At 37.9% G+C, this 23,162-nt stretch carries 15 protein-coding genes; 7 read left to right on the top strand and 8 right to left on the bottom strand.

Translation table 11 applies throughout. From position 1 onward, the window contains the following. Nucleotides 1–39: 39 nt before the first annotated feature. Entirely contained in the window at nucleotides 40–3,456 is a 3,417-nt protein-coding gene (locus BXY75_RS00960; RefSeq protein ID WP_121905831.1) for a hypothetical protein, read from the bottom strand. A gap of 152 nt (nucleotides 3,457–3,608) precedes the next feature. On the opposite strand from BXY75_RS00960, the gene BXY75_RS00955 reads away from it, so the two are divergent. From BXY75_RS00955 to BXY75_RS00940, 4 genes are all read left to right on the top strand, one after another. Then, complete coding sequence (locus BXY75_RS00955; RefSeq protein ID WP_121905830.1) at nucleotides 3,609–4,373, top strand: exodeoxyribonuclease III; 765 nt, start codon at nucleotides 3,609–3,611, stop codon at nucleotides 4,371–4,373. 24 nt (nucleotides 4,374–4,397) lie between these two features. Further along, a complete protein-coding gene (locus BXY75_RS00950) occupies nucleotides 4,398–4,775 on the top strand; it encodes a DUF2255 family protein (protein WP_121905829.1) in 378 nt (125 codons plus the stop codon). A 27-nt stretch (nucleotides 4,776–4,802) separates the two neighbouring features. Then, nucleotides 4,803–5,765, top strand: a complete 963-nt coding sequence (locus tag BXY75_RS00945) for an OmpA/MotB family protein (RefSeq protein WP_121905828.1) — start codon at nucleotides 4,803–4,805, stop codon at nucleotides 5,763–5,765. Between the two features lie 153 nt (nucleotides 5,766–5,918). Next, a complete protein-coding gene (locus tag BXY75_RS00940) occupies nucleotides 5,919–6,956 on the top strand; it encodes an NADP(H)-dependent aldo-keto reductase (RefSeq protein ID WP_121905827.1) in 1,038 nt (345 codons plus the stop codon). Between the two features lie 110 nt (nucleotides 6,957–7,066). Here the strand turns inward: BXY75_RS00940 and BXY75_RS00935 are convergent, their stop codons facing one another. From BXY75_RS00935 to radA, 3 genes are all read right to left on the bottom strand, one after another. After that, nucleotides 7,067–8,431, bottom strand: coding sequence for an acyl-CoA dehydrogenase family protein (locus tag BXY75_RS00935; RefSeq protein WP_121905826.1), 1,365 nt, complete (start codon nucleotides 8,429–8,431; stop codon nucleotides 7,067–7,069). Between the two features lie 62 nt (nucleotides 8,432–8,493). After that, entirely contained in the window at nucleotides 8,494–9,627 is a 1,134-nt protein-coding gene (locus tag BXY75_RS00930) for a M23 family metallopeptidase (RefSeq protein WP_121905825.1), read from the bottom strand. Between the two features lie 33 nt (nucleotides 9,628–9,660). After that, a complete protein-coding gene (gene radA, locus BXY75_RS00925; RefSeq protein ID WP_121905824.1) occupies nucleotides 9,661–11,022 on the bottom strand; it encodes a DNA repair protein RadA in 1,362 nt (453 codons plus the stop codon). 33 nt (nucleotides 11,023–11,055) lie between these two features. Here radA and BXY75_RS00920 point away from each other — a divergent pair, with 33 nt between their 5' ends. The 3 genes from BXY75_RS00920 (at nucleotide 11,056) to BXY75_RS00910 (ending at nucleotide 19,287) form a co-directional block, all read left to right on the top strand. After that, a complete protein-coding gene (locus tag BXY75_RS00920; protein WP_147437209.1) occupies nucleotides 11,056–13,917 on the top strand; it encodes a sensor histidine kinase in 2,862 nt (953 codons plus the stop codon). Nucleotides 13,918–14,103: 186 nt separating this feature from the next. After that, nucleotides 14,104–14,754, top strand: coding sequence for a response regulator (locus tag BXY75_RS00915; RefSeq protein WP_121905822.1), 651 nt, complete (start codon nucleotides 14,104–14,106; stop codon nucleotides 14,752–14,754). Nucleotides 14,755–15,312: 558 nt separating this feature from the next. Further along, nucleotides 15,313–19,287, top strand: coding sequence for a T9SS type A sorting domain-containing protein (locus BXY75_RS00910; protein WP_121905821.1), 3,975 nt, complete (start codon nucleotides 15,313–15,315; stop codon nucleotides 19,285–19,287). Between the two features lie 79 nt (nucleotides 19,288–19,366). Here BXY75_RS00910 and BXY75_RS00905 read toward each other — a convergent pair whose 3' ends face one another. The 4 genes from BXY75_RS00905 to panC all read right to left on the bottom strand — a co-directional run bounded on the left by BXY75_RS00905 (nucleotide 19,367) and on the right by panC (nucleotide 23,067). After that, on the bottom strand, nucleotides 19,367–20,515 hold the full coding sequence (locus BXY75_RS00905; RefSeq protein WP_121905820.1) for an alpha/beta hydrolase-fold protein: 1,149 nt from the start codon (nucleotides 20,513–20,515) through the stop codon (nucleotides 19,367–19,369). Nucleotides 20,516–20,592: 77 nt separating this feature from the next. After that, complete coding sequence (locus BXY75_RS00900) at nucleotides 20,593–21,567, bottom strand: lysylphosphatidylglycerol synthase transmembrane domain-containing protein (protein WP_245962899.1); 975 nt, start codon at nucleotides 21,565–21,567, stop codon at nucleotides 20,593–20,595. Between the two features lie 2 nt (nucleotides 21,568–21,569). Continuing rightward, on the bottom strand, nucleotides 21,570–21,917 hold the full coding sequence (gene panD, locus BXY75_RS00895) for an aspartate 1-decarboxylase (RefSeq protein WP_121906567.1): 348 nt from the start codon (nucleotides 21,915–21,917) through the stop codon (nucleotides 21,570–21,572). Nucleotides 21,918–22,221: 304 nt separating this feature from the next. Continuing rightward, nucleotides 22,222–23,067 (bottom strand): pantoate--beta-alanine ligase, encoded by an 846-nt coding sequence (gene panC, locus BXY75_RS00890; protein ID WP_121905819.1) that lies wholly within the window; start codon nucleotides 23,065–23,067, stop codon nucleotides 22,222–22,224. Nucleotides 23,068–23,162 lie beyond the last annotated feature (95 nt).

Here is a 23,162-nt window from a genome sequence, read left to right as displayed (position 1 = left end):
TATAAGCGTACCGATCTTTTGTAGATGCGAGAAAGAATGTTAGAAATAAGCTCGAAGTTGCACACTTCCTGTATGGATTGTCTTTGCACTTTTACTATCCCTTCCGAAGTAAGAGAGATTGGCATCCAGATATTTAGTGATTCTTTTTTGAAATAGTAATCTCCAAGTAAAGTTAACTCCTGGCTGCAAACCTTCAAGGATCTGATATGCAACAGGAGAGAATGCGCTTCCTTTAAAGTTGTTATCTATGTAATTGAATTCCCCGTTAATAGATATCTTTTCGGCATTGGTATATGAAAAAGAGAATCCGAGTTTTTGTTGATCTAACGATTCCATCTCACCTAGCGAATTATCCTTATTCATAAATTGATAGAATACATCAAATCGCGTCTGTTTTGTCAATAAATACGATAGCTTCGGAAAGATCTCGTAGGTGTCAAGACTGTAATTTCTATTCTCAAAATTTTCTGAAATACTTTCATTGGTTCCAAGGGAAGACTTTAGATTCAGAAGCCAACTCTCCCAAAATTTATGATTAAAATGCAATTGATGACTCTTCAATTTATTCTCCTGTAGACCCAACGACAACAAATTGCTTCCTGAAGTAGATAAATAAGTATAACTCGTCGTAAAAAGCTGTTTCCCTCGATTGTAAAAGAGTGCATTTCTGAAGTTCAAGGTAAGCCCCAATTGATCTTCACCACCATCTTCAAATGGGTTAATATTAAAGGTGTCATTGCGACGTTTGACTTTTCGGTCTATCACATACGACGTCTGATTGTAAAAATGCGACAGCAGCTTTAAAAATCCTTCTTTCCCGGACCACGCCTGAGGATTCAAGGTAAGTATCTGGCTAAATTTGTTCTCCCGAATCTTTAAAAACACCTGATTAGGAAGCAAAATCCGTACGTAGGTAGCCTCATCCTGAAACTGAGCCACCTCAAATTCTTCCAATTCCTGAACTCCATTATTGTTATAATCATTCCAAGTAAAAACACCTTGCCCGGCTTCAACTTGAACATAAGTAAATTCCTGCCGTGGTATCACTCCGTTATTCGTTTCGATGGCCGTATTCAATCGAATCCCATTATCGAAAAGTGCCTGGTTATACAAAATTCTTGAATTTAACGACTTTTCATTTTCGTCATTCCCATCCTTATCTTTTAAAAGGCGATAGTTTGCAAAAAGGGTAAGCTGTGCATTCTTTCCATTTAGCGGTCTGGATTTCATAAAATAAGTGTGCGAACTACTTACTTCCCGCAGTTTTGCATTTCGAAGACTATCGTTTAAACGGTATTGATAGCCACCTTCCACAAAAACTGCGGTACTATCTCCAATCCCTGCGAAGGTTTCCCAGGAATAGTATTTCTGACTTCCCAATGTTAAACTGTCTTTAGAAGCCTTCTTTATTTGATTATTCTCTAAGTTGAATTTTCCGCCAACCCATGCTTTTTTCATAGAGTAGGCTGTTCGGTTATGTATTCTGAAAAACTCCGAATCAAATTGATCTCCTGTACTGTTAAGATAACTAGCGTTGGTAGTAGCTCTTATTTTTTTAATGCGCACATCTGAAACGACCTCATGTCGGGAGCCCATAAAATTCTCAGAGTATTCCAAATTTTGAAATGCATACCTTCCTCCTCCATGTTTAGGATGAGAAACTTCAATCCCGCTAGTAACGAACCGTTGATTTCCCATGGGATTTGTTAGATTCCAATCACGGTTAAACTCAATGTTGTAAATACGCTCTATATTTCGAAAATCTTCATTAATAAAATCTATGGAGCCGAAACCATCGACATGCAAACTGTCGGAGCTTGTTAATATTCGTTGCTTCGCATTAAGTCGTCCTGCAAAACCATCGTTATTACTATCGTCCAGATTAGAAAACAAATTCAGATCGTTTCGGCTTCCGGCAACTTCGAAGTCAATGCGCGTTTTTTCGGAAGGATGGTAACTTCCATTCAAGCCTCCAATCTGTAATTTGGTAGGTGCGCTAAGTTGGATAACCGGGTCATAGCGACCTTGAGGTAAGCCATTTACTGGAGCTACATATTCAAATATTCTACTAATAGCATTACTCTCACTAAGTATATAATTCCCAGCATTTTCTCCTATCAAAGTGAAACGAACATTAAACAGTTCGTCGGTTGGATCGGTTGAATAAACAAAAACCTGTTCTCCATTAATAACTTCCATTTTATATAAAATTCTGTTTTCGGAAAAAGTATCAGGCACAGCCGAAGGAGCGATCATTTGCGTTCGATCATCACCCGCATTTTGAAGAATATCAACTTGTGTTTCAGAAAGATTTTGCTGTAGAGGCTGGTTTTTTGCGTCATTTTCAGAATAAACATAGACCCCAATATCGAGATTGTCACTGCTATAGTTTCCGCCGCCATAACCAATAAAACGTGTGTAATTTCGATCTGTATATTGGTATTCTACGCTAATTCGCATATTAGCAGTAACCGGATATGTGGAATTAAATTTAATCTCCCCTGCGTTGTAATCGATAAGGTAATCTTCAGTTTCTCCACGCTCAAGTAAAAGTCCGTTAACATACACCCGCTCACTTCCTGAAACGATTAGAATAAACAACTCTCCGTTGGGACCCACCAGTTTATAAGGACCCTGATTCCCTTCTTGCCCAACAAAAGCGCTCTTTGCAAAAACACCTCGAACGAGAGCTCCTGCAGCAAAAGCAGAAGTTTTAGCACCGTTTTTATGGGTTACAGTGCCTCTTAAGGAGATTCCTTGAACTTTTTTCTGAAAACGTCCGAAATAGCTGTTATTATTTTGAAGGTCTATATCACCCGCTCGAATATTCCAATTGTCACTAAAAAGTTCGATAAATATCTGATCGAATTCATCCAGACTCTGCGAATAACCACCTTCCTGAGTTGGAATATTAGCATCCTGAATAGAGGCTCTAATGGAGACGTCATCACTCAGCTTTCCAGTAATCTGTAAATCAAGTTCCGAATTGACAACGGCGTTTTGATTATTCCCTATTGTAATACCACGAGTGATGCTTCCGGCAGTGTTTAAGCCTTCAAATGGTGTAAACAGACTCTTGTTGTCACTTTGTTCCAAAGAATACAATCGATCTACCACTCCAGTGTTTTCGACGATGATTTTAGGATCCAATTGAAAATAATCGCGGGTGAGCAATTCTGGATAACGTAAATATTCTATCGTAACAGAGTCGTTTAATTTTTGTATTTCTTCAGAAAAGAGAATACTACTTTTTCTGAAATCAACAGTGTATTGTAGGGTATCAATGGCACGACCTCTGGCGTCTAATATTTGAAATTTTGCCGGGTTGATACTCACTGTGTCAATAGTAATAGTATCGTGTATAGCGACCTTCTTACTTCGTTCGTTCGAAGATACATCTTGTGCATACCCCAGACTGGCAATACAACACATAAAAAGAAAGAGACATAACTTCATACTTATTTTCCCTGAGGGCGGAATCCTATACTATATACAACTTAACACATCCCGGAATATTTTGTTGATTCTTTTTTAAAATCTTTCTTGCGATATGCCCTGTAAAAATACAATGTTATTTAATTTAGTAGCAATAATTCAAAACAGCTTACATGAACATAATATCGTACAACGTAAACGGAATCCGTGCAGCAATGCGTAAAGGATTGCTAGACTGGTTACAAAAGGCAAATCCAGACGTGATTTGCATACAAGAAACCAAGGCTAATTTTGATCAGGTAGAAGTGGAAGCCATTGAGGCAGCCGGATATCCTTACCATTATTGGTTTAGCGCGGTAAAAAAGGGCTATAGCGGTGTTGCAATCTTTTCAAAAGTAAAGCCAAATCATATTGAATATGGAACAGGAATAGAATCGATGGATGCCGAAGGAAGGAATATAAGAGTTGATTTTGATGAGGTTTCTGTGATGAGTTTGTACTTGCCAAGTGGCTCGAATATGGCGCGATTAGACCATAAGCTTGAATATATGGCGATGTTTCAGCAGTATATTAATAATCTAAAAAAGGAAATTCCAAATTTAGTCATCTGTGGAGATTATAATATTTGTCATGAAGCAATTGATATCCATGATCCGGTACGAAATAAAACTGTTTCAGGATTTTTACCTGTTGAAAGAGAATGGATTGGTAATTTTATTGAGAGCGGTTTTATAGATTCTTTTAGACATTTTAATAAAGAGCCGGATAATTATACTTGGTGGAGTTATCGAGCGAATTCCCGAGCAAATAACAAAGGCTGGCGTATCGATTATAACATGGTGTCAAAGCCACTACAAGAAAACTTGAAAAGGGCCGTTATACTATCCGAAGCCATGCATAGTGATCATTGTCCATTGCTGGTGGAACTTAAGTTTTAAAAATTATAATAATTAACTTTAAAAATGAGTTTTCCAAACAGTTTTTATTCCCATTTAAAGGTGAATAATTATACCGGCATTATAGGCGGAAGAGAAAGAGAAACTTTTTTAGAAATCTGGGTTGTCGCTGTAAATAAAAGAGTTTTCGCCCGAAGCTGGGATAAAAGTGAACGTAGTTGGTTTACTGCTTTTCTAAATAGTGGTATAGGGAAATTGCAATATGGCGATGAGGTAATTGAAGTAGAGGGTAAGAAGTTAAAAAAAACGGATTCATTTCATCAAAAAATAAACGAGGCCTACGTTAAAAGATACACAGAAAAAGAAAATATTTATTATGCTCAGGGTATAAGTCAGCCGGAATACGCCGATTTTACCATAGAATTTTTTTACAAAGAAAATTAAATTTAAACCCCAAACATCATTTTATATATGCACAAAATTTTGAATAAGCTTTTCTTCGGAATTGCAATCGCACTAGTAACAACCTCCTGCGTATCTTCCAAGATCTACGAAGATTTGAAAGGAAAATACGATGCCTTGAGAGCCGAAAACGAATCTTTAAATTCGCAATTAGACGGTAGCAGTGGAAATGGTGAAACCTATAGCATTGCCAATCTTCGGAAAGAGATAGATAAGCTAAATGGTGAGAAGAGTCGTCTCGAAATGGACTTGGCGGCAACCAAAAGTAATTATGATCGCTTAAAGGAATCGTATGATGCTTTAGAAGCAAATAGCTCGGAGGCTTTAACCGAAAATCTGGAACGCAATCGAAATCTGCTCACTCAATTAGAAGCAAAAGAAAGAGCCTTATCTGCAGAAGAAGCCCGTTTAAAGCAACTTCAAAAGGATTTAGCTGCCAGATCGGAACGAGTAGCAGAATTGGAAGGTATCATTGCGTCCAAGGATGCGAAAATGCGTAAATTGAAAGATGCAATTTCTGCCGCATTAACAAATTTTGAAGGTAATGGTTTAACAGTTGAACAAAGAGATGGAAAAGTATATGTCTCAATGGAAAACAAATTGCTTTTTGAAAGCGGAAGCTGGGCGGTTAATAGCAGAGGTCGAGAAGCCATAGTTGAATTAGGAAAAGTATTAGCGCAAAACCCTGAAATTGCGGTACTTATCGAAGGTCATACCGACAATGTGCCTTACGGTGGCAGCGGTGCTTTAAAGGACAATTGGGATCTTTCGGCTAAACGTGCAACAGCAGTAGTTTCAATCCTGACTGAAAATTCGGGAATCCCCAAGGATAATTTAACGGCTGCCGGACGTGGAGAATACGCACCAGTTGGATCTAATGCAACTTCCGAAGGACGTGCAAAAAACAGAAGAATTGAAGTCGTGTTAACTCCAAAACTGGATGAAATTAACAAGCTTTTAAACGAGATGTAACTTTTTTGCTCCCTTTATTAAGGGGAGCTGCCGTTAGGCTGAGGGGTTATTTTTTACAGTAATTAATTCAATGGCATAAGTTAAACTAATAAGCTATAACCACCCCGTCCTATGGACACCTCTCCTTTAAAAGAAGGGGACAAATAATAATTAATGAAATACACCAAACTACCAAATACCGATTTAAACGTAAGCAAAATATGTCTTGGAACCATGACCTGGGGACAACAAAATACCGAAGCAGAAGGTCATGAACAGTTGGACTTTGCACTTGAAAAGGGCGTTAATTTTATAGATACCGCCGAAATGTATTCGGTGCCAGGAAAGGCAGAAACACAAGGAAGTACAGAAAAAATTATTGGTACTTGGTTTGCCAAACGCGACAACCGTGATAAAGTTATATTAACATCTAAAGTAACTGGTCCTGCGCGTAATTTTGATCACATTCGAAAGAACCTCGATTTCAGCAAAGCTTCTTTGGAAGACGCATTGCATAAAAGTTTAAAACGTCTGCAGACCGATTATTTGGATTTGTATCAATTGCATTGGCCGGAGCGTGCTGTAAATATCTTCGGCGTTCGAGAGTATAGTCATTCGGAGAACAAAGCGTGGGATGATAATATTTCGGAAGTACTGGAGCGCTTGGAAAATTTTGTGAAAGAAGGGAAAGTTCGTCATATTGGGCTTTCCAACGAAACGCCGTTCGGACTTATGCGATATATGGAAGAGGCTCGCAAAGGTGCTCTTAAAATGGTTTCTGTTCAAAATGCCTATTCTCTTCTAAACAGAAGGGATGAGATCGGACTTAGTGAGGTTTTGCTTCAGGAAAATGTTGGTTATTTACCGTATTCTCCTTTGGCTTTTGGTCATCTCTCCGGAAAGTACCTCAACGGAGCAAGACCGGCAAACGGAAGAGTGGTTTTGTTTCCGAATTACTCCAGATATAGCGGAGCGGGTTCGGCTGAAGCTACCTTCAGATATAACGAAATCGCAAAGAAACATAACATCAGTCTTGCCCAATTGTCCCTTGCTTTTGTACGACAGCAAGACTTCGTAACATCTACCATCATTGGAGCAACAACAATCGAACAACTTTCAGAAAACATAGATAGTGTACACCTAAATCTTTCCGAAGAAATAATTAATGAAATAAACGAGGTACATCAAGCAATTCCAAATCCGGCACCTTAATACATCCCTCTAAATCTCCCTTCAAAGGGAGACTTGAAAATTACTTAAAACCATATCCCTTCCTTCGAAGGAAGTCAGGGGGGATTTCATTTTCAAATTTTCAAATCGAATCATCCCACAAAAGCACTATAACCGGTAATCGCCCGACCAACAATTAATGTATTAATTTCTTTTGTGCCTTCATAGGAATAAATCGCTTCGGCATCGGCTACAAATCTCGCGACATCGTATTCGAGTAAAATTCCGTTGCCGCCCATGACTTCACGAGCACGACTCACTATATCGCGGGTTCGCATACTGCAAAATACTTTGGCAAGCGAAGCATGTTCGTCTAATAAAATATCCTGATCCTGCATTTCTGAAAGCCGAAAACACATGGTTTGCATAGCTGTGAGATTGGCAACCATTTCGACCAAATGATTTTGAATAAGTTGAAATCTCGCAATAGGTCTCCCAAATTGTTCTCTTTTCTTGGTGTATTTCAAAGCGCTTTCGTACGCACCTCTTGCGCAACCTACCGCCTGCCATGCAACCGCAGCTCGTGTCATTTTAAGTACTTTGGCAGTGTCTTTAAAACTATCACACTTTTGAAGACGATCACTTTCCGGAATTCTACACTCAGTTAATGTGATCCGCGCATTTTGAACTGTCCGAAGTGCCATTTTATTTTCCATTTTCTCTGCCTTAAAACCTGGATTATCCTTTCGAACAATAAAGCCTTTTACCATATTGGTAACTTTCTCTCTCGCCCAGATAATGGTTATATCACTAAAAGTGGCGTTTCCAATCCATTTCTTTTCACCATTCAAAATCCATTCGTCACCTTCCAAATAGCAAGTAGTTTCCATACCTCCAGCTACCGCCGATCCTACATTGGGTTCTGTAAGTCCGAAGGCGCCAATTACTTCCATCCGTTGCATTTTAGGAAGCCATTCCTCTTTTTGTTCATCACTTCCGCAGAGATAAATAGAGCCCATTGCTAGTCCGCTATGCACTCCAAAAAAAGTGGAAATTGATACATCTACCCGCGCTAATTCCATAGCTAGAATTCCTTCCATCAAGAAGCTTTCGTTTGGACATCCATAGCCCTCGTATGCCATTCCGCAGATATTGAGTTTGGCCATCTTCGGAATGATATGATGCGGAAATTCGGCACGATTCCAATATTCATTGGCGATTGGTTTAATTTCATCCTCCATGAAATTTCGAATTTTCAACTGAATCTTCCTTTGTTCCGGCGTAAGCTTCAAACTTAAATCGTAAAAATCTCCATCGATTGGCGGCAATTTATGTTGCCCTTTTCTAGCCTTTGTTTTTAGCATTCGCATAAGACCTGCGAGTTGCTTATCATCAAGTTCTCCCACACTTTTCATAACTTCGGAAAGGTCTATTTTTTCAGAGAGGCGAGCGATGGCTTTAATATCAACCGATTTTAAAACAGAAAAGGTTTCTTTAATTTTTGAAAATACCGACATAGCTTTAAGATTTAGTTTCCTAAAGATAAAGGCTAAGATATTGAAGTGGGCTTAAGGAACTGTTAATTTGGTAACTCGCTCAAAAATTTAGGTTCAATAAAACCTTTTAAGCTATCTGAGAATTGAATATGAAACCAATCACGATGTCTTCCTAAGATAATTACAGTATCATTTTTTTTCAATGATCCATAAACCGGAAATACCTCTGCAGGGCCTTTACGTAAATTGGCCCGATTAGTAGTAATGAATCCTTTTGAGATCGTATTGGGCGTTTTTATCGGCTCTGGGGCTGCTTTTTTTATATAAGGTAAAGGATTAACAGCCTTTCTTTTACCTTCATAAATTCCAAAATGCAGATGAGGCTCTGTAGTAATGGCATTTCCCGTATTTCCAACTAATCCAATGGTATCTCCTTGTTTCACCCTATCTCCTTGGGCTACAAAAATACTGTCCAAATGTGCATAATAAAGGGTCTTTCCATAAACCCCATCTTTTAGCCAAACTTGCTTTCCGCCCAGCCCATGATCTCCGCTGGATGAAATAACTCCTTTGGTAGCGGCTACTAATGGGGTTCCTTTGGGAGCAAAAATATCTACACCATCGTGCGAGCGAGCTCCGGCATCGCGTGGATCTGCCCAAAACCCTCGAATATCTTTATTTTCGCCACCGCTTATTGGAAAGGAATACACAGGTGCCGTGTATATCTTTAAAGTAAAGGGTGAATTTAAGCTAATTTCTGGCTGTACGATAATTTTATAATAGGCATAATTCTTTACTTGGTGAGCGAGTTTTGAGTCTGCTTCCTTGGAAATTTTTAGTAGCTTTAATGGTATGCCTCGATTCCTGGTTTTTTGAAATAACGAAATAAAAACTAAGGCTGTGTCGATTTCTGTTTCAATCGAAATCACAATTTGCTCATCTTCTCGTAATCGCACATCGTAGCTGTAGGTTGTTGGAATACTATTCGAAAAGATACCGCTTTCAGAATAAGGAAGCGTGATTAAGAGGCTATCTTTTTTAGCATATTCATATGCTTTCTTCCACCGAAGTAAACTGGAATCTCTTTTTTCAAATTGACGCTTGTATAAATCACGAGCATCGGGTTTTGTTACCACATCTGTGGCATTCTGTATTTGATCACAGGAAAAATAAGTGATCGAAAGAAGTAGAAAAAAAATCCAAGAGTGAACTTTCATAGGAGGCTAAATATAACAGAATTTGGGTTAAAATTATCCAAACAAGTGATGTACAACATCGTGCACTTTGGCAACTTTAATTATGTTTATTACATAGTTTTGCTTCGGAAGTTTGCAGTATTTAGAGATTACTATGCTTTCGAATCCCAATTTTTCTGCTTCTAAGATTCTTTGTTCAACTCTGGTCACAGGTCTAACCTCACCTGCTAATCCAACTTCAGCCGCAAAGCACATTCGTTTGTCAATAGCGATGTCAATATTCGATGACAATACGGCTGCTACAACAGCCAGGTCAATAGCAGGATCATCTACGGTAATTCCTCCTGTGACGTTTAAGAAGACGTCTTTGGCACCTAATTTAAAGCCCGCTCTTTTTTCGAGTACGGCCAATATCATATTTAGGCGTTTGGCATTGTAACCCGTCGCAGAGCGTTGAGGGGTTCCATAAACTGCGCTACTCACCAAGGCTTGAATTTCAATCATTAAGGGCCGCATTCCTTCAAGCGTAGCCGAAATAGCAGTTCCACTAAGCTCTTCTTCGTTTTTCGAAATTAGTATTTCCGAAGGGTTAGAAACTTCTCGTAAACCACTGCCTTGCATTTCGTAAATCCCCAGTTCGTTAGTTGATCCGAAGCGGTTTTTATTAGCTCGAAGAATTCTGTAAATATGATTACGGTCACCTTCAAATTGAAGCACGGTATCGACCATATGCTCCAAAATCTTCGGACCGGCTATGTTACCGTCTTTAGTAATATGACCAATTAAAATTACGGGAGTGGCTGTTTCTTTCGCGAATTTGATTAGTTCGGTTGTTGTTTCACGAATTTGAGAGATACTTCCGGCACTGCTTTCAATATAATCGGTGTGCAGGGTTTGAATGGAATCTATCACCACAATATCCGGTTGCATTTCTTCTATATTTCTGAAGATATTCTGAGTTTTAGTTTCGGTAAGTATATAGCAATTTTCTGAATTTGGAAAGATTCTATCCGCTCTCATTTTAATTTGCTGAGCGCTTTCTTCCCCTGAGACATAAAGTGTTTTATAAGGTAATTGTAAGGCAATCTGAAGCATAAGAGTACTCTTGCCAATTCCCGGTTCTCCTCCGAGTAATGTGAGCGATCCAGGTACTAATCCGCCGCCTAATACTCTGTTAAGTTCGTTATTTTTAGTGTTTAATCTAGCTTCGGAAGTAGTTGAAATTTCGGCTATACGTTGAGGTTTTGAAGCCCTTTTGGATGTAGTCTTTTCAGATTTCCAACTCACCTTTTCGGCCTTCTGAATTACTTCTTCAGCGATTGTATTCCATTCCTTACAGGAGGTACATTGCCCCTGCCATTTTGAGAACTGTGTTCCGCAGTTCTGACAAAAAAAAGTCGTTTTTGTTTTAGCCATAATTCCTTTGGCTAAAATAGCTATATTTAAGTCGTGGTAAAAAAAATACTTCTCTTAACACTTTGTTATTTACTGCCATTGATGGCGAGTGCGCAAAAGTATCATTTTAAACAATATGGTATAGAGCAAGGCTTAGCCGGGAATGAAACTTATTCGATAATTCAAGCGAGTAACGGATTACTTTGGATTGGCTCTTTAGATGGTGTTAGTAGTTTCGATGGCAAGAATTTCACCAACTATACTACAGAAAATGGTCTGCCCTCAAATTTAGCCTTTCGAATTTTTGAAGATTCTAATGACAGAATTTGGGTCGGTACGGTTAATAAAGGTTACGCAATCATTGAAAATGGTAAGGTATTTATTCCTTCCCAAAAAGAGACAGAAGAGCTTGGAATGGTGCGATGTTTTCTTGAGGCTAAAGATGGAACCGTTTATATTTTCTTTTCAAAAGGTATTGCCGCTGTAAAAGATGGTGTTACTGAAGTCATTCGTGGAAACGATCAAAACCTAATTATCAACACCCATGATGCGGTATGGTACGATGACAACACAATTTATCTGGCATCGAATTCCAGAGGTGTTGTAAAAATTACCTTGAATCCCTATAAAGAGGAATACATGGATAATGCTTCCCATGGAATTAATAATATATGTTACGCTATAGAAATCGACTCCGACAAAAATATATGGGTTGGTGCTTATGGAGAGTTGTATAAAATTAAAGGCGATGATATCACGAAATACAAATTCAATAAGGACGAATATGACTTGAATAGGGTCTACTCTATTTATCAGGAAGGAGACGATACATTGTATTTGGGCTTTGAAGGAAACGGATTTGCGGTGTTTCAGAAGGAATCCGGAGATTATGAGATGATCAATGAAAAAAATGGACTTCCTACCAAATACATTTATAATATAGAGAAGGACAATGAGGGAAATTTCTGGATGGCTACTTATGGTGCTGGAATTGTGAGATTCAGAAATACGGCATATTCACTTTATGATGAAACACTAGGGCTTCCTGCTAACAGTACTAATGATGCTTACTTATGGGAGGATCGATGGATGGTGGGAACTGATAATGGGATGGTATCGATTAAAGATGGGGTAGTGAGCGAGCCAATTGTTTCAAATAAACTGGTGAGAGGTTTTACAGAAAATTCCGAAGGAAATCTACTAATTGCCGAAGAAGATGGCGTTTACGAACTCTCGAAGAATGGAAAGCAGTCTATAAAATATAAAGGAGTTTTTAGTTTCTTAAAAGTAATCGACGATTATACTTTTCTTAATGCAAGCAGGAATTTAAGAGTTATAAATAAAGATACTTCTTATACTATTGGCAATGAAAAAACATATGCCTTAGAAAAAATAGGAGATCGATTTATCACAGCCCAATTTCGTTTTATTAGGCAGCTGAGGCATGGAAAATTCGATATTATTCCGGGATTGAACCCCAAGGAATATAATAATTTTCGTGATATGGATGCCTTAGATGATAATTCGGTGATTGCGGTAAATGATAAGTATGTTTTTCTTATTGAGTTGAATGACAATACCTATAAAATTAAGAAACACGATATAAAAAAATTTGGAAATTTCGAATACCTCAATATACTAAGAGTTGATGGAAATAATCTTTGGATGGGAAGTCGCGGTCAACTTGTTTCCCTCGATATTGACCTTTTTAGAAAGTCAGATAGCATAAAAACCACCGTGTATAGAACGACCGCGAGCTTTATGAAAAATGGAATTGACGCGTCTGGCCTTAGAATTGTTGATGAAGGAATCCTTCTCGGTACATCCAGAGATGGTATGATTGCTTTTGATCGAAGAAATTTTACGGAAAATACACTCCCACCACGTTTGGAAATGCCTGAGGTTTTGCTTTTTTCTGAACCTTTGAATGACAGTTTGTATCGTACTTCGGAAGGAATTGTGCTACCCTACAAAATGAACTACTTAAGTTTTATGATGGAGGCTATTACTTTCACTTATCCAGAAAATGTAAAATACAAATACCGTCTGAAGGGCTTGAGAGATGGTGACGGCTGGTCCGTACCTTCAGAAGATTCTCAGGCCGTATTCTCTTATATTCCACCTGGAAGTTACACTTTTGAGTTTACCGCCGATAACGGTAATGGAGTTTGGCAAGAAGAACCATATGTGTATTCCTTTGTGATTAAGGTACCTTTTTGGCGTACTTGGGGATTCTGGTTTGCATTTCTAACACTAGCCTCTCTAGGAATTATTCTAGTCATTTTTGAACGAAACAAATCGGCAAGAATTAGACAGGAAAAATTTGCTCACGATCTTATACAGGCACAGGAAAACGAACGAACCAGAGTTGCAAGAGAGCTTCATGACAGTGTGGGCCAGAAATTAATGTTACTTACAAAAAAAACAAAGGCTACTGGTAATCTGGAAATGGAAGCACTTGCCGGAAATACGCTCGAAGAACTACGTAGTATTTCCAGAGGGCTGCATCCGGCAACTATGAAACGTTTGGGTGTGACTGCTGCAATTGTTTCCATGATCAATGAAGTAGATCAGAATACCAATATATTCTTCACTAATGAGATAGAAAACATTGATCACTTATTGAGCAAAGATGCTTCGCTCCATTTGTATCGCATTGTCCAAGAGGTATTAAATAATATGGTAAAACATTCGGAAGCCAAGGCGGCTTCAGTTACTATAGAAGCCAAAAGCAATGGAATTTATACTGTAATTAAGGATAATGGAAAAGGGTTTTCGTATTCTGAAAAATCGAAAATTACTAGTAGCTTAGGAATGAAGACATTAATGGAAAGAGCTAAGATTTTGCACTCGAAATTGAACATTCAAAGTGAACCCAATAAAGGAACGACCATTTATCTGTCAATTCCTACCTAAAATTTAAGCTCCAAAGAAGCGATTCTAATTTTTAGAGCGTAATTAATTTCTGTATCTTTATAAAAGGATGTTTCTAACTTATTGATATCCTGTATTTTTTGTCTTTTTTGACAACTAATTTTAAATATTTATTCTGAAACTACCCAAATCAGATGATTAGGCTCAGTTAGTTTGAAAGTGAATTTTATGATAGACAAAAAGAACCTCTCCATTGTTATTGCAGATGATCACCCCATTTTACTTAAAGGGTTATATGATGAATTTACATATCATGGATACAATATTTGTGGTAGTGCTGAAAATGGAATGCAGGCACTGGAACTTATTTTAACAGAGAGACCTACTATTGCCTTCTTAGACATCGATATGCCATTGCTTACTGGTTTTGATGTAATTAAAACGGCCAAAGAAAAGGGTGCCAATACCAAGTTCATAGTACTATCTTTTCATAAAGAAACCGAGTATATTACACAGGCCAAGGCGCTTCAGATTAATGGTTATTTACTTAAAGAGGATTCGTTTCATGAAATTGAAAAATGCATGATTGCAGTATTGAATAACGAGACTTTCTTTAGTTCTAGTTTTGCTTCAAATATGCTTAAGAATGCTTCCGAAGAATTACGCAAATTGAAATTACTCACTCCTTCCGAAGTAACTATATTAAAACTTGCGGCTAAGCAAGAAACCAATCAGGAAATAGCTGAATCTCTTTTTGTTTCAATACGAACCATTGAAAAACACAGAAGTAATATTATCTCTAAATTGGAAATAGAGGGAGGCGCCAATATACTTTCGAGTTGGGCGCTGAATAATAAAAGTGTTATAATGGGGCTATAGGTTCTTATTTGATTATAAAAAATACGTACAATTACGTATATAATCGGTCTAATTAAAACCTTATCTTTGATATTCAGGAATTATAAATAATTCTCTTGATCAAATTTTAATTCACTATTGAGGAGTGGTGACATTAGATGACTAACCAAATGAAAGACCCTTCGCTAATCTGTGAAGGGTCTTTTGTTTTTTGTGATAACTCTATAAAATCCTAGTCTACGTAGGGCTACGTATGTATTACGTAGTTATACGTATTTGAGTTGAAAGAATTCTACAATATCTTTGAATTAGTTAGATTCACGGTAAATAGTTAACTGTTTGCTGCTAACTAACCAAATTGGAAACCCTTTACTTTAATTTAAAGGGTTTTTTCTTTTAAGAAATATCCTACATAAACTCATAACTTTCTTGTACGTGTGGGTATCACTGTCATTATTCCTTTTTTTTTTATATTATTGAAGCAGTTAACTCCTCGAAATTAACAATTACTAATTTGAAAGAGACATAATTGCTATTTATTAATTAAGCTGTTTTTTTTAATTTTTAAAACCTTATCATATGAAAACAACTTTACTTTTAGCATGCCTTTTTTGTAGTACATTAATGAGTATTGCTCAAACACCTGCCAATGATGAATGTGTAAACCGTTTATCTATCTCTGTAACTACAGCTTCAGTATCCAGTTATTCTACCGATCTTACAAATGCTACCGAAAGTACCGACTCGAGTTGTGTAAATCCTAGCAATGATAATGTAGATGTTTGGTTTGAATTTACCATGCCAGTGGATGGAAACGTAAGAGTAACGAATACAAGTGGTTCGGATAACTATACCTTTTATGATAGTTGTGGAGGAGCCGAAATCGAATGCTTTAATGGAAATGATTTTGTGTATAGCCTTTCTGCATCCACAGCGTATGTGCTGCGAGTTTCTAGAAACCAATCAGTGGCAGGTGTCGTTAATTTCAACCTTCAGGCTTTTGAAACCCTTGCCAATGATGAATGTATTGGTAAAACTCCTATAACGGTAACTACAGGAGGCGTCTCTTCGTATTCAGTCGATTTGCGTGCTACCACCGAGAGTCTTGATGGTAGTTGTGACGGTGCTGCATCAAATAATTATTTAGATGCCTGGTATGAATTCACCATGCCTGTAAACGGAAATTTTCGAGTAACCAATTTAGGAGGAATTACGGGAATTACACTATATGATAGTTGTGGTGGAACGGAGATTAGTTGTTTCTATGGTAATGGCTTTGTTTATAATCTTACTGCGAGCACAACCTATATAATGCGAGTTACCAACCGTGCTATCTACGCGGGGGTTGTTAATTTTAATCTGGAAGCTTTTGAAACCCTTGCCAATGATGAATGTGTAGATAGAACTCCAATTACGGTAACTACAGGAGGCGTCTCTTCGTATTCGGTCGATTTGCGGGCTGCCACCGAGAGTCTTGATGGTAGTTGTGATGGTGCTGCATCGAATAATTATTTAGATGCCTGGTATGAATTTACCATGCCCGTAGACGGAAATATTCGAGTAACCAATACAGGAGGAATAACCGGAATTACACTATATGATAGTTGTGGTGGAACGGAGATCAGTTGTTTCTATAGTAATGGTTTTGTTTATAATCTTACTGCGAGCACAACCTATATAATGCGCGTTACAAACCGTTCTATTTACGCCGGTGTTGTTAATTTTAATCTTGAAGCTTTTGAAACCCTTGCCAATGATGAATGTGTAGATAGAACTCCAATTACGGTAACTACAGGAGGCGTCTCTTCGTATTCGGTCGATTTACGTGCTGCCACCGAGAGTCTTGATGGTAGTTGTGACGGTGCTGCATCGAATAATTATTTAGATGCCTGGTATGAATTTACCATGCCTGTAAACGGAAATATTCGAGTAACCAATATAGGAGGAATTACGGGAATTACACTATATGACAGTTGTGGTGGAACGGAGATTAGTTGTTTCTATAGTAATGGTTTTGTTTATAATCTTACTGCGAGCACAACCTATGTATTGCGAGTTACCAACCGTGCTATCTACGCCGGTGTTGTTAATTTTAATCTTGAAGCTTTTGAAACCCTTGCCAATGATGAATGTGTAGATAGAACTCCAATTACGGTGACTACAGGAGGCGTCTCTTCGTATTCGGTCGATTTGCGTGCTGCCACCGAGAGTCTTGATGGTAGTTGTGACGGTGCTGCATCAAATAATTATTTGGATGCCTGGTATGAATTTTCCATGCCTGTAAACGGAAATTTTCGAGTAACCAATATAGGAGGAATTACGGGAATTACACTATATGACAGTTGTGGTGGAACGGAGATTAGTTGTTTCTATAGTAATGGTTTTGTTTATAATCTTACTGCGAGCACAACCTATATAATGCGAGTTACCAGCCGTTCTATTTACGCCGGTGTTGTTAATTTTAATCTGGAAGCTTTTGAAACCGCGGCCAACGATGAATGCGTGAATGCAACAGAAATTAATGTCGGAACTGTTGATTACAGTGAAATTGCAAATGATTCCAGAACAGCCACGGAGAGTCTTGATGGTAGTTGTGATGGAAGCGCTTCTAACACGTATTTAGATTTATGGTACGAGTTTGTGATGCCCGTAAATGGAAATATCCAAATTTCGAACATATCAGGATCAGATGGAGTTGCTATGTTTGATAGTTGTGGTGGTGCCGAACTTGATTGTTTCTATGGAAATGGCTTGTTCTTTAACCTCGTGTCCGGAACTACGTATTACTTAAGAGTTACCAAGAGAAGTATTTATGCCAATCTCATTAATTTCAGAATAAAAGCAATTGAAGCTCCTTTGGCCGCATGTGCAACAACCACCCAATTTATTGGTGGAGCCTGGGATAATGGTGACCCGGATATTTCAACCAATGTAATAATACGATCTAATTATAACACAGCTACGCACGGAAGTTTTACGTCTTGTTCGCTCGCAATAGATTCTGGAATCACACTCACCGTGAGTTCAGAAAGATATGTTGAAGTTGCATTTGGGATAGATAACAACGGAACCTTAAATGTGGAACATCAAGGAAATCTTGTACAACGCGACGTTGCCGCTTTGGCTATTAACAATGGCGCTATTAATGTGCATATTACCACCCCTGTTTTAAAGCCCAGAGATTTTATGGTGCTAGGAAGTCCGATGGATACTGAAACCAGAGCTGACGTCTTTGGAAATGCCTTTAGAGTTCTACATCATACTACTGCGAATTTTGTTCCGGATGCTACGGTTGCTGCTGCGTTTCCAAATGCTGAAAATTTTGCAGACGATAACGGTGATAATTGGTCGCAATATACTGGAATTATTAATCCTTCGGAAGGCTTCTTAGTTTGGCCACAACCCAATATTTCTTCAGGGAACACTTCATATAATTTGACGTATTCTGAAGGAACTTTGAATAATGGAGATATTGAATTTCCAGTTGTTTTTAACACAACTAAGAATGATAGCCCAAACATTTTGGCGAACCCATATGCTTCAGCTATTTCAGCGCCCGATTTTATCAATCAAAACGCAATGGTCGACGAGGTTTATTTTTGGGAACATCTCACTACCCCTAACTCATCACTTCCCGGCTACCTCAATGCGAACTTTAGTATGGAGGACATATCAATGTTTAATTTGATGGGAGGAATTGCCGCTGCCAGTGACCCATCGGGGACAGATTCTGAACCCAATGGCTTTATAGCAACCAGTCAAGGATTTGGAATAAAGGCTACAGCTTCTGGCACAGCGTTGTTTACCAATTCAATGCGAAGACTCTCTAACAACAATACATTGCGTTTTAACGATCTAGAGGTAAATAGAATTTGGCTATCTGTTCAGAATAGAACCTATAATATGCAAAACACTGCTTTAATAGGTTTTTCTGAAGAGGCCACTGCGGGTATAGACAATGGATTTGATAGTAGGAGACTAGCTACAATAGTGTCGTTGTATTCACATTTAGAAGATGGAACAGGTGAATTTGGTATTCAATCGAGAGAAAATTTTAGTCCTAACAGTTATATTCCATTAGGATTTTCTACTCAAATAGAAGTGGATGAAGGATTGCCATATATTATTTCAATTGCAAATATTGAAGGTTCGGCACTTGAAACATCAACGGTATATTTAATTGACACTTATATGGGGATTACTACAAACTTAACCGAAAGTGTGTATCAATTTATGGCCGCAGCAGGAACGTATAACAACCGTTTTATACTTCAGTTTAAGCCTGAATTATTAGAAACTAGTGATGCTAATTTAAATGCAATAAGCATGTATCCGAATCCAGCTTCAGATTTAATAGAGATACGTTCACCAACCAATGTATGGCTTTTAGGAGCTGATATTTACGATACGACCGGAAGATTGTTAATGCATTCAAATCTGGAAGAAATTGGAGGCTACAATACTATCGATGTGTCAGGCTTATCGAGTGCGACATATTTTGTAGTATTAGAATCTTCGGCAGGAACGATTACAAAACAGCTTATTAAAGAGTAATAATACTATCCCAATACTTAAAGAGGCTATATAAAATTCAACTTTTATATAGCCTCTTTACTTTTTTGATTAATAAAAATTAATAACCAAAGTCTATTTTAATCTGATCGGCCTTTTCAAGCATCAAGTCTACAGTAATAAAATCCACTTCTTCTTTATCGAATGCCGCTTGAAAAGTACGCATTGCTTTTTTAGGTTCGCCCATTTCTTCATAATAACGCCCAAGAAAATAATCGCCTAGAACGGTATCCGGATATTGTCTTTTTGCCAATTCAGCAATTTCTTTAAGAGATTCCCATTGTTTTGTTTTTTCTGAAGCCCTTCCGGTTGCTATAAAATCATTGATTCGTATTGGATTTGTAAGACCAAATAAGTCTTCAATCGTCTTGTACTTGTCAACTAAATATTGATGAATAGGCGTTTCCATCTTTAAAAGAACATCGGTATATTCTTTTTTACTGATAGGTCTATACACGGCAAATATCTTTTCAAGAGCGTTTGGAATTCCCCTTCCAACCAACGAATAATGTGTGGCACCTTCAAAATTATTGTAATAGTAAGCGAAACTGTCGCTTTTTAAACCTTTTAGTACGTTATTCAAGCTTTCTGCGCTTTCTCTAAGCCCCTGTATGTCATCTGTTCCTGTGGCCAGATAATAAAATATCTTCGACTTTATATTAGGAATCCGTTCTGGAATACTTGTATCAATCGAAGGAGCAAAATCCGGACTTAAATTGATATATCCATTAAACAATGGTGGATCTTTGAACAAGTAATAATTAATAAAGTTGGCTGTAAAATCATGGCCAACGGCAATAATAAATTTAGCAGTTCGATAATTATTATCGATATACGGCATTAGCTCCATCCCTATAAATTCGAAGAAATCGGCCCCTTTGTCTGCCGGCAGAAAGTTAGTGTCGTCGTATGCGCAATCATCATATCTGCTGTCACCCTGCATAATACCTACCACGATCGATTCCGGCATATCTTCCCAGTAACCGAAATAATCTACATTCCCGGCAACGGGTTCAAAAAGATAGTCGGCATCTAATACCAGAACTATTGGATATACTTTATCGGTATTGGTATCGTAGTTTCGAGGTAGCTGAATCTTCAATTTTCGCGTTTCGCCTAATTTAGCCGAATTGAATTCTTCATAGACAGTTTGAGCTGAGGCGCTAAGACCAAAAATGAGGCATAGCAGCAGTAAAAGAGTTTTCTTCATGTTATAAATGTTTTGGGAATGGAAAGATAGTAAAATTATCAAATATTAGAGGCACTATATAAGTATGGTCCGATTTGCTAAGTGTCAATAATTTTCTTCCGGTTATAGATTGGGAGTAGGAAGAGGGAGAGACATCCAAATAGTAAAATAGAGGCTATATTCGATGTCCAAACGATCCACCCAAAAGCAACTCCCACGGGCCATGCTACCCCAAATACTGTAAGCATCCCTGCGATAGCTGCGGGGTAGGTGCCAAATCCACTATTTGTGAATGCAAAGGTAAAACTACCTACTACAAAGGTAATAATGATCGTGCCAAAACTAATGGAAGCAGTTTCCGGTAATGCGAAAAGTGCCACATAAAAAGAAAGTAGATATAATCCCCAGATTAGGAAAGTATGGAAGATAAACGCCCCTTTTTTCTTCATTTTAACAATACTAAGGACGCCGTCTTTGAGTCCAAGAATAAAGGTTTTTAACTTTATGTTGATATTGGATTTCGAAAACTTCAGAAAGACAAAAATCAAAATTGCCATTACGACAAAGCCTATGACTATGAAATAAACCGCCGAAACTGGAATTGTTTCTGAAAGGTGTTCAGACAATACATCAAACTTAATAATTAGCGCTAAGGCAGTAAAGGCGAGCAAAAAGATGAGGTCAACTACCCGTTCTGAGATGATGGTGCCAAAACCTTTTTCGAAAGGAATATTCTCGTATTTGTCCAAAATAATTCCTCTTGATACTTCACCACTCTTCGGAATAAAAATATTCATAAGATAGGCTACAGAGATTGCCATAAAATTATTGGCTAATTTAGGGGTATAACCCAATGGTTCCAGCATAAAACTCCAGCGATAAGATCGTGAAAAGTGGCTTAATACACTTAAAAGTACCGAAAGCAGAACAAAACCATAGTTGGCGTTGCTAAAATAGGTTTTGGTTTCGGCAAGTTGTTCGGGTGTGAAAGAATTATAAATATACCAGATTAAAAAAACACCCAAACCCAAAGGAAGTGCAATTTGCAGAATTTTGCCCAGCGTTTTCTTCACTGCTATTTAAGTAAGTTGTGTTCGTTTGGAAAAACGAGCGCCGGTCTAAAAGCCTTAGCTTCTTCTTTTTCCATAATTGCATATGTAATTAAAATAAGGATATCCCCGGGAGCCACTTTACGCGCTGCTGCACCGTTTAGCGTTATTTCACCACTGCCGCGAGGTCCTGGAATAGCATAAGTTTCGAGTCGTTCACCATTGTTATTATTTACAATTTGCACCTTTTCACCTTCAGTGATATTGGCGGCATCGAGCAAGTCTTCATCTATCGTTATACTGCCGATATAATTGAGGTCTGCACCTGTGACTTTAACTCTATGTATTTTCGATTTTACTACGTGTATCATCATGGGCGCAAAGATACTTTTTAAATTTTCAAGATTCAAAATAAGAGCTTCAAAATTATCTTAAGGCAAAGTGGCTATAAAATAAAGATTTATGAAATGCAACGGTAATAGTTCTCTTCCATCGAAGGAAGCCAGCCCGTAACGTTCGAGAGGGGGCTAGGGATGGATGTTTTTTTAATTTATTTTTCACCTTAATTTGTAAAGTTTTAGTTTTGCTCACTGCTCACTGCTCACTGCTCACTGCTCACTGCTCACTGCTCACTGCTCACTGCTCACTGCTCACTGCTCACTGCTCACTGCTCACTGCTTAGTACAATGCGATATTATCAATAAGTCTTACATCACCTGCAAAAACAGCAACGAACGCTCTATAGTGATTGCCTTTGTGTTTTCTTTTGGCAGTTTTAAGAGTTTTTTCCTTGGCGATCTCAAAGTATTCCGGTTGAAGAAATTTGTTTTCTTCGAATCGTTTTTGGACCAACTTATTAGCTTCGGAAATGGTGATGGAATTAAATTTTTCTTTTACTTCGGAAAGGGTTTTATAAATTAATGCTGCCGCTTCAAACTGTTCTGAAGTCAAACGTTGGTTTCGAGAGCTCATTGCTAATCCGTTAGTTTCTCTTACAATAGGGCAGCCAACAATATTTGAAGTAAAACCTTCAATTTCAGCTAGTTTTCGAACAATTTGTAACTGCTGGAAGTCTTTTTCACCAAAATATGAATTATCAGGATTCACAGCTCTGATAAGCAGATTAACGACTGTTCCAACACCGTCGAAATGGCCCTTTCTGTATTTGCCTTCCATTTCATTTTCAAGGTTTCCGAAGTTATAAGACTTAGAAGATATAGTGCCTTGGTACAGATTTGAAGCTTCAGGAGAAAAAACAAAAATATTACCCTTCAATTTCGATAGCAAAGCCACATCGTCATCAAGTGTTCTCGGATATTTTAAAAGATCTTCATTATTATCAAACTGGGTTGGGTTCACAAAAATGCTCACGACCACGCAATCATTCTCGTTCAATGCCTTTTGAACTAAAGTTAGATGTCCTTTATGCAATGCACCCATTGTTGGCACTAAGCCTATTTTTTGTGATTTTCTTAATGGTAAAAGAGTAGTTGAAAGTGATTCTCGGGTAGTATGAATGACCATAGAAAGGAATTAATGACCCGCAATATTAATATATTACGAGCAATCTACATAAATTTTCGTAATTTTGCGTGTTTTTAATACAAATGCCCAAAAAT

Origin of the sequence: Ulvibacter antarcticus, from assembly GCF_003688405.1 — a bacterium.
GTDB classification, from domain to species: domain Bacteria; phylum Bacteroidota; class Bacteroidia; order Flavobacteriales; family Flavobacteriaceae; genus Ulvibacter; species Ulvibacter antarcticus.
This window is presented reverse-complemented; position numbering and strand designations above follow the sequence as displayed.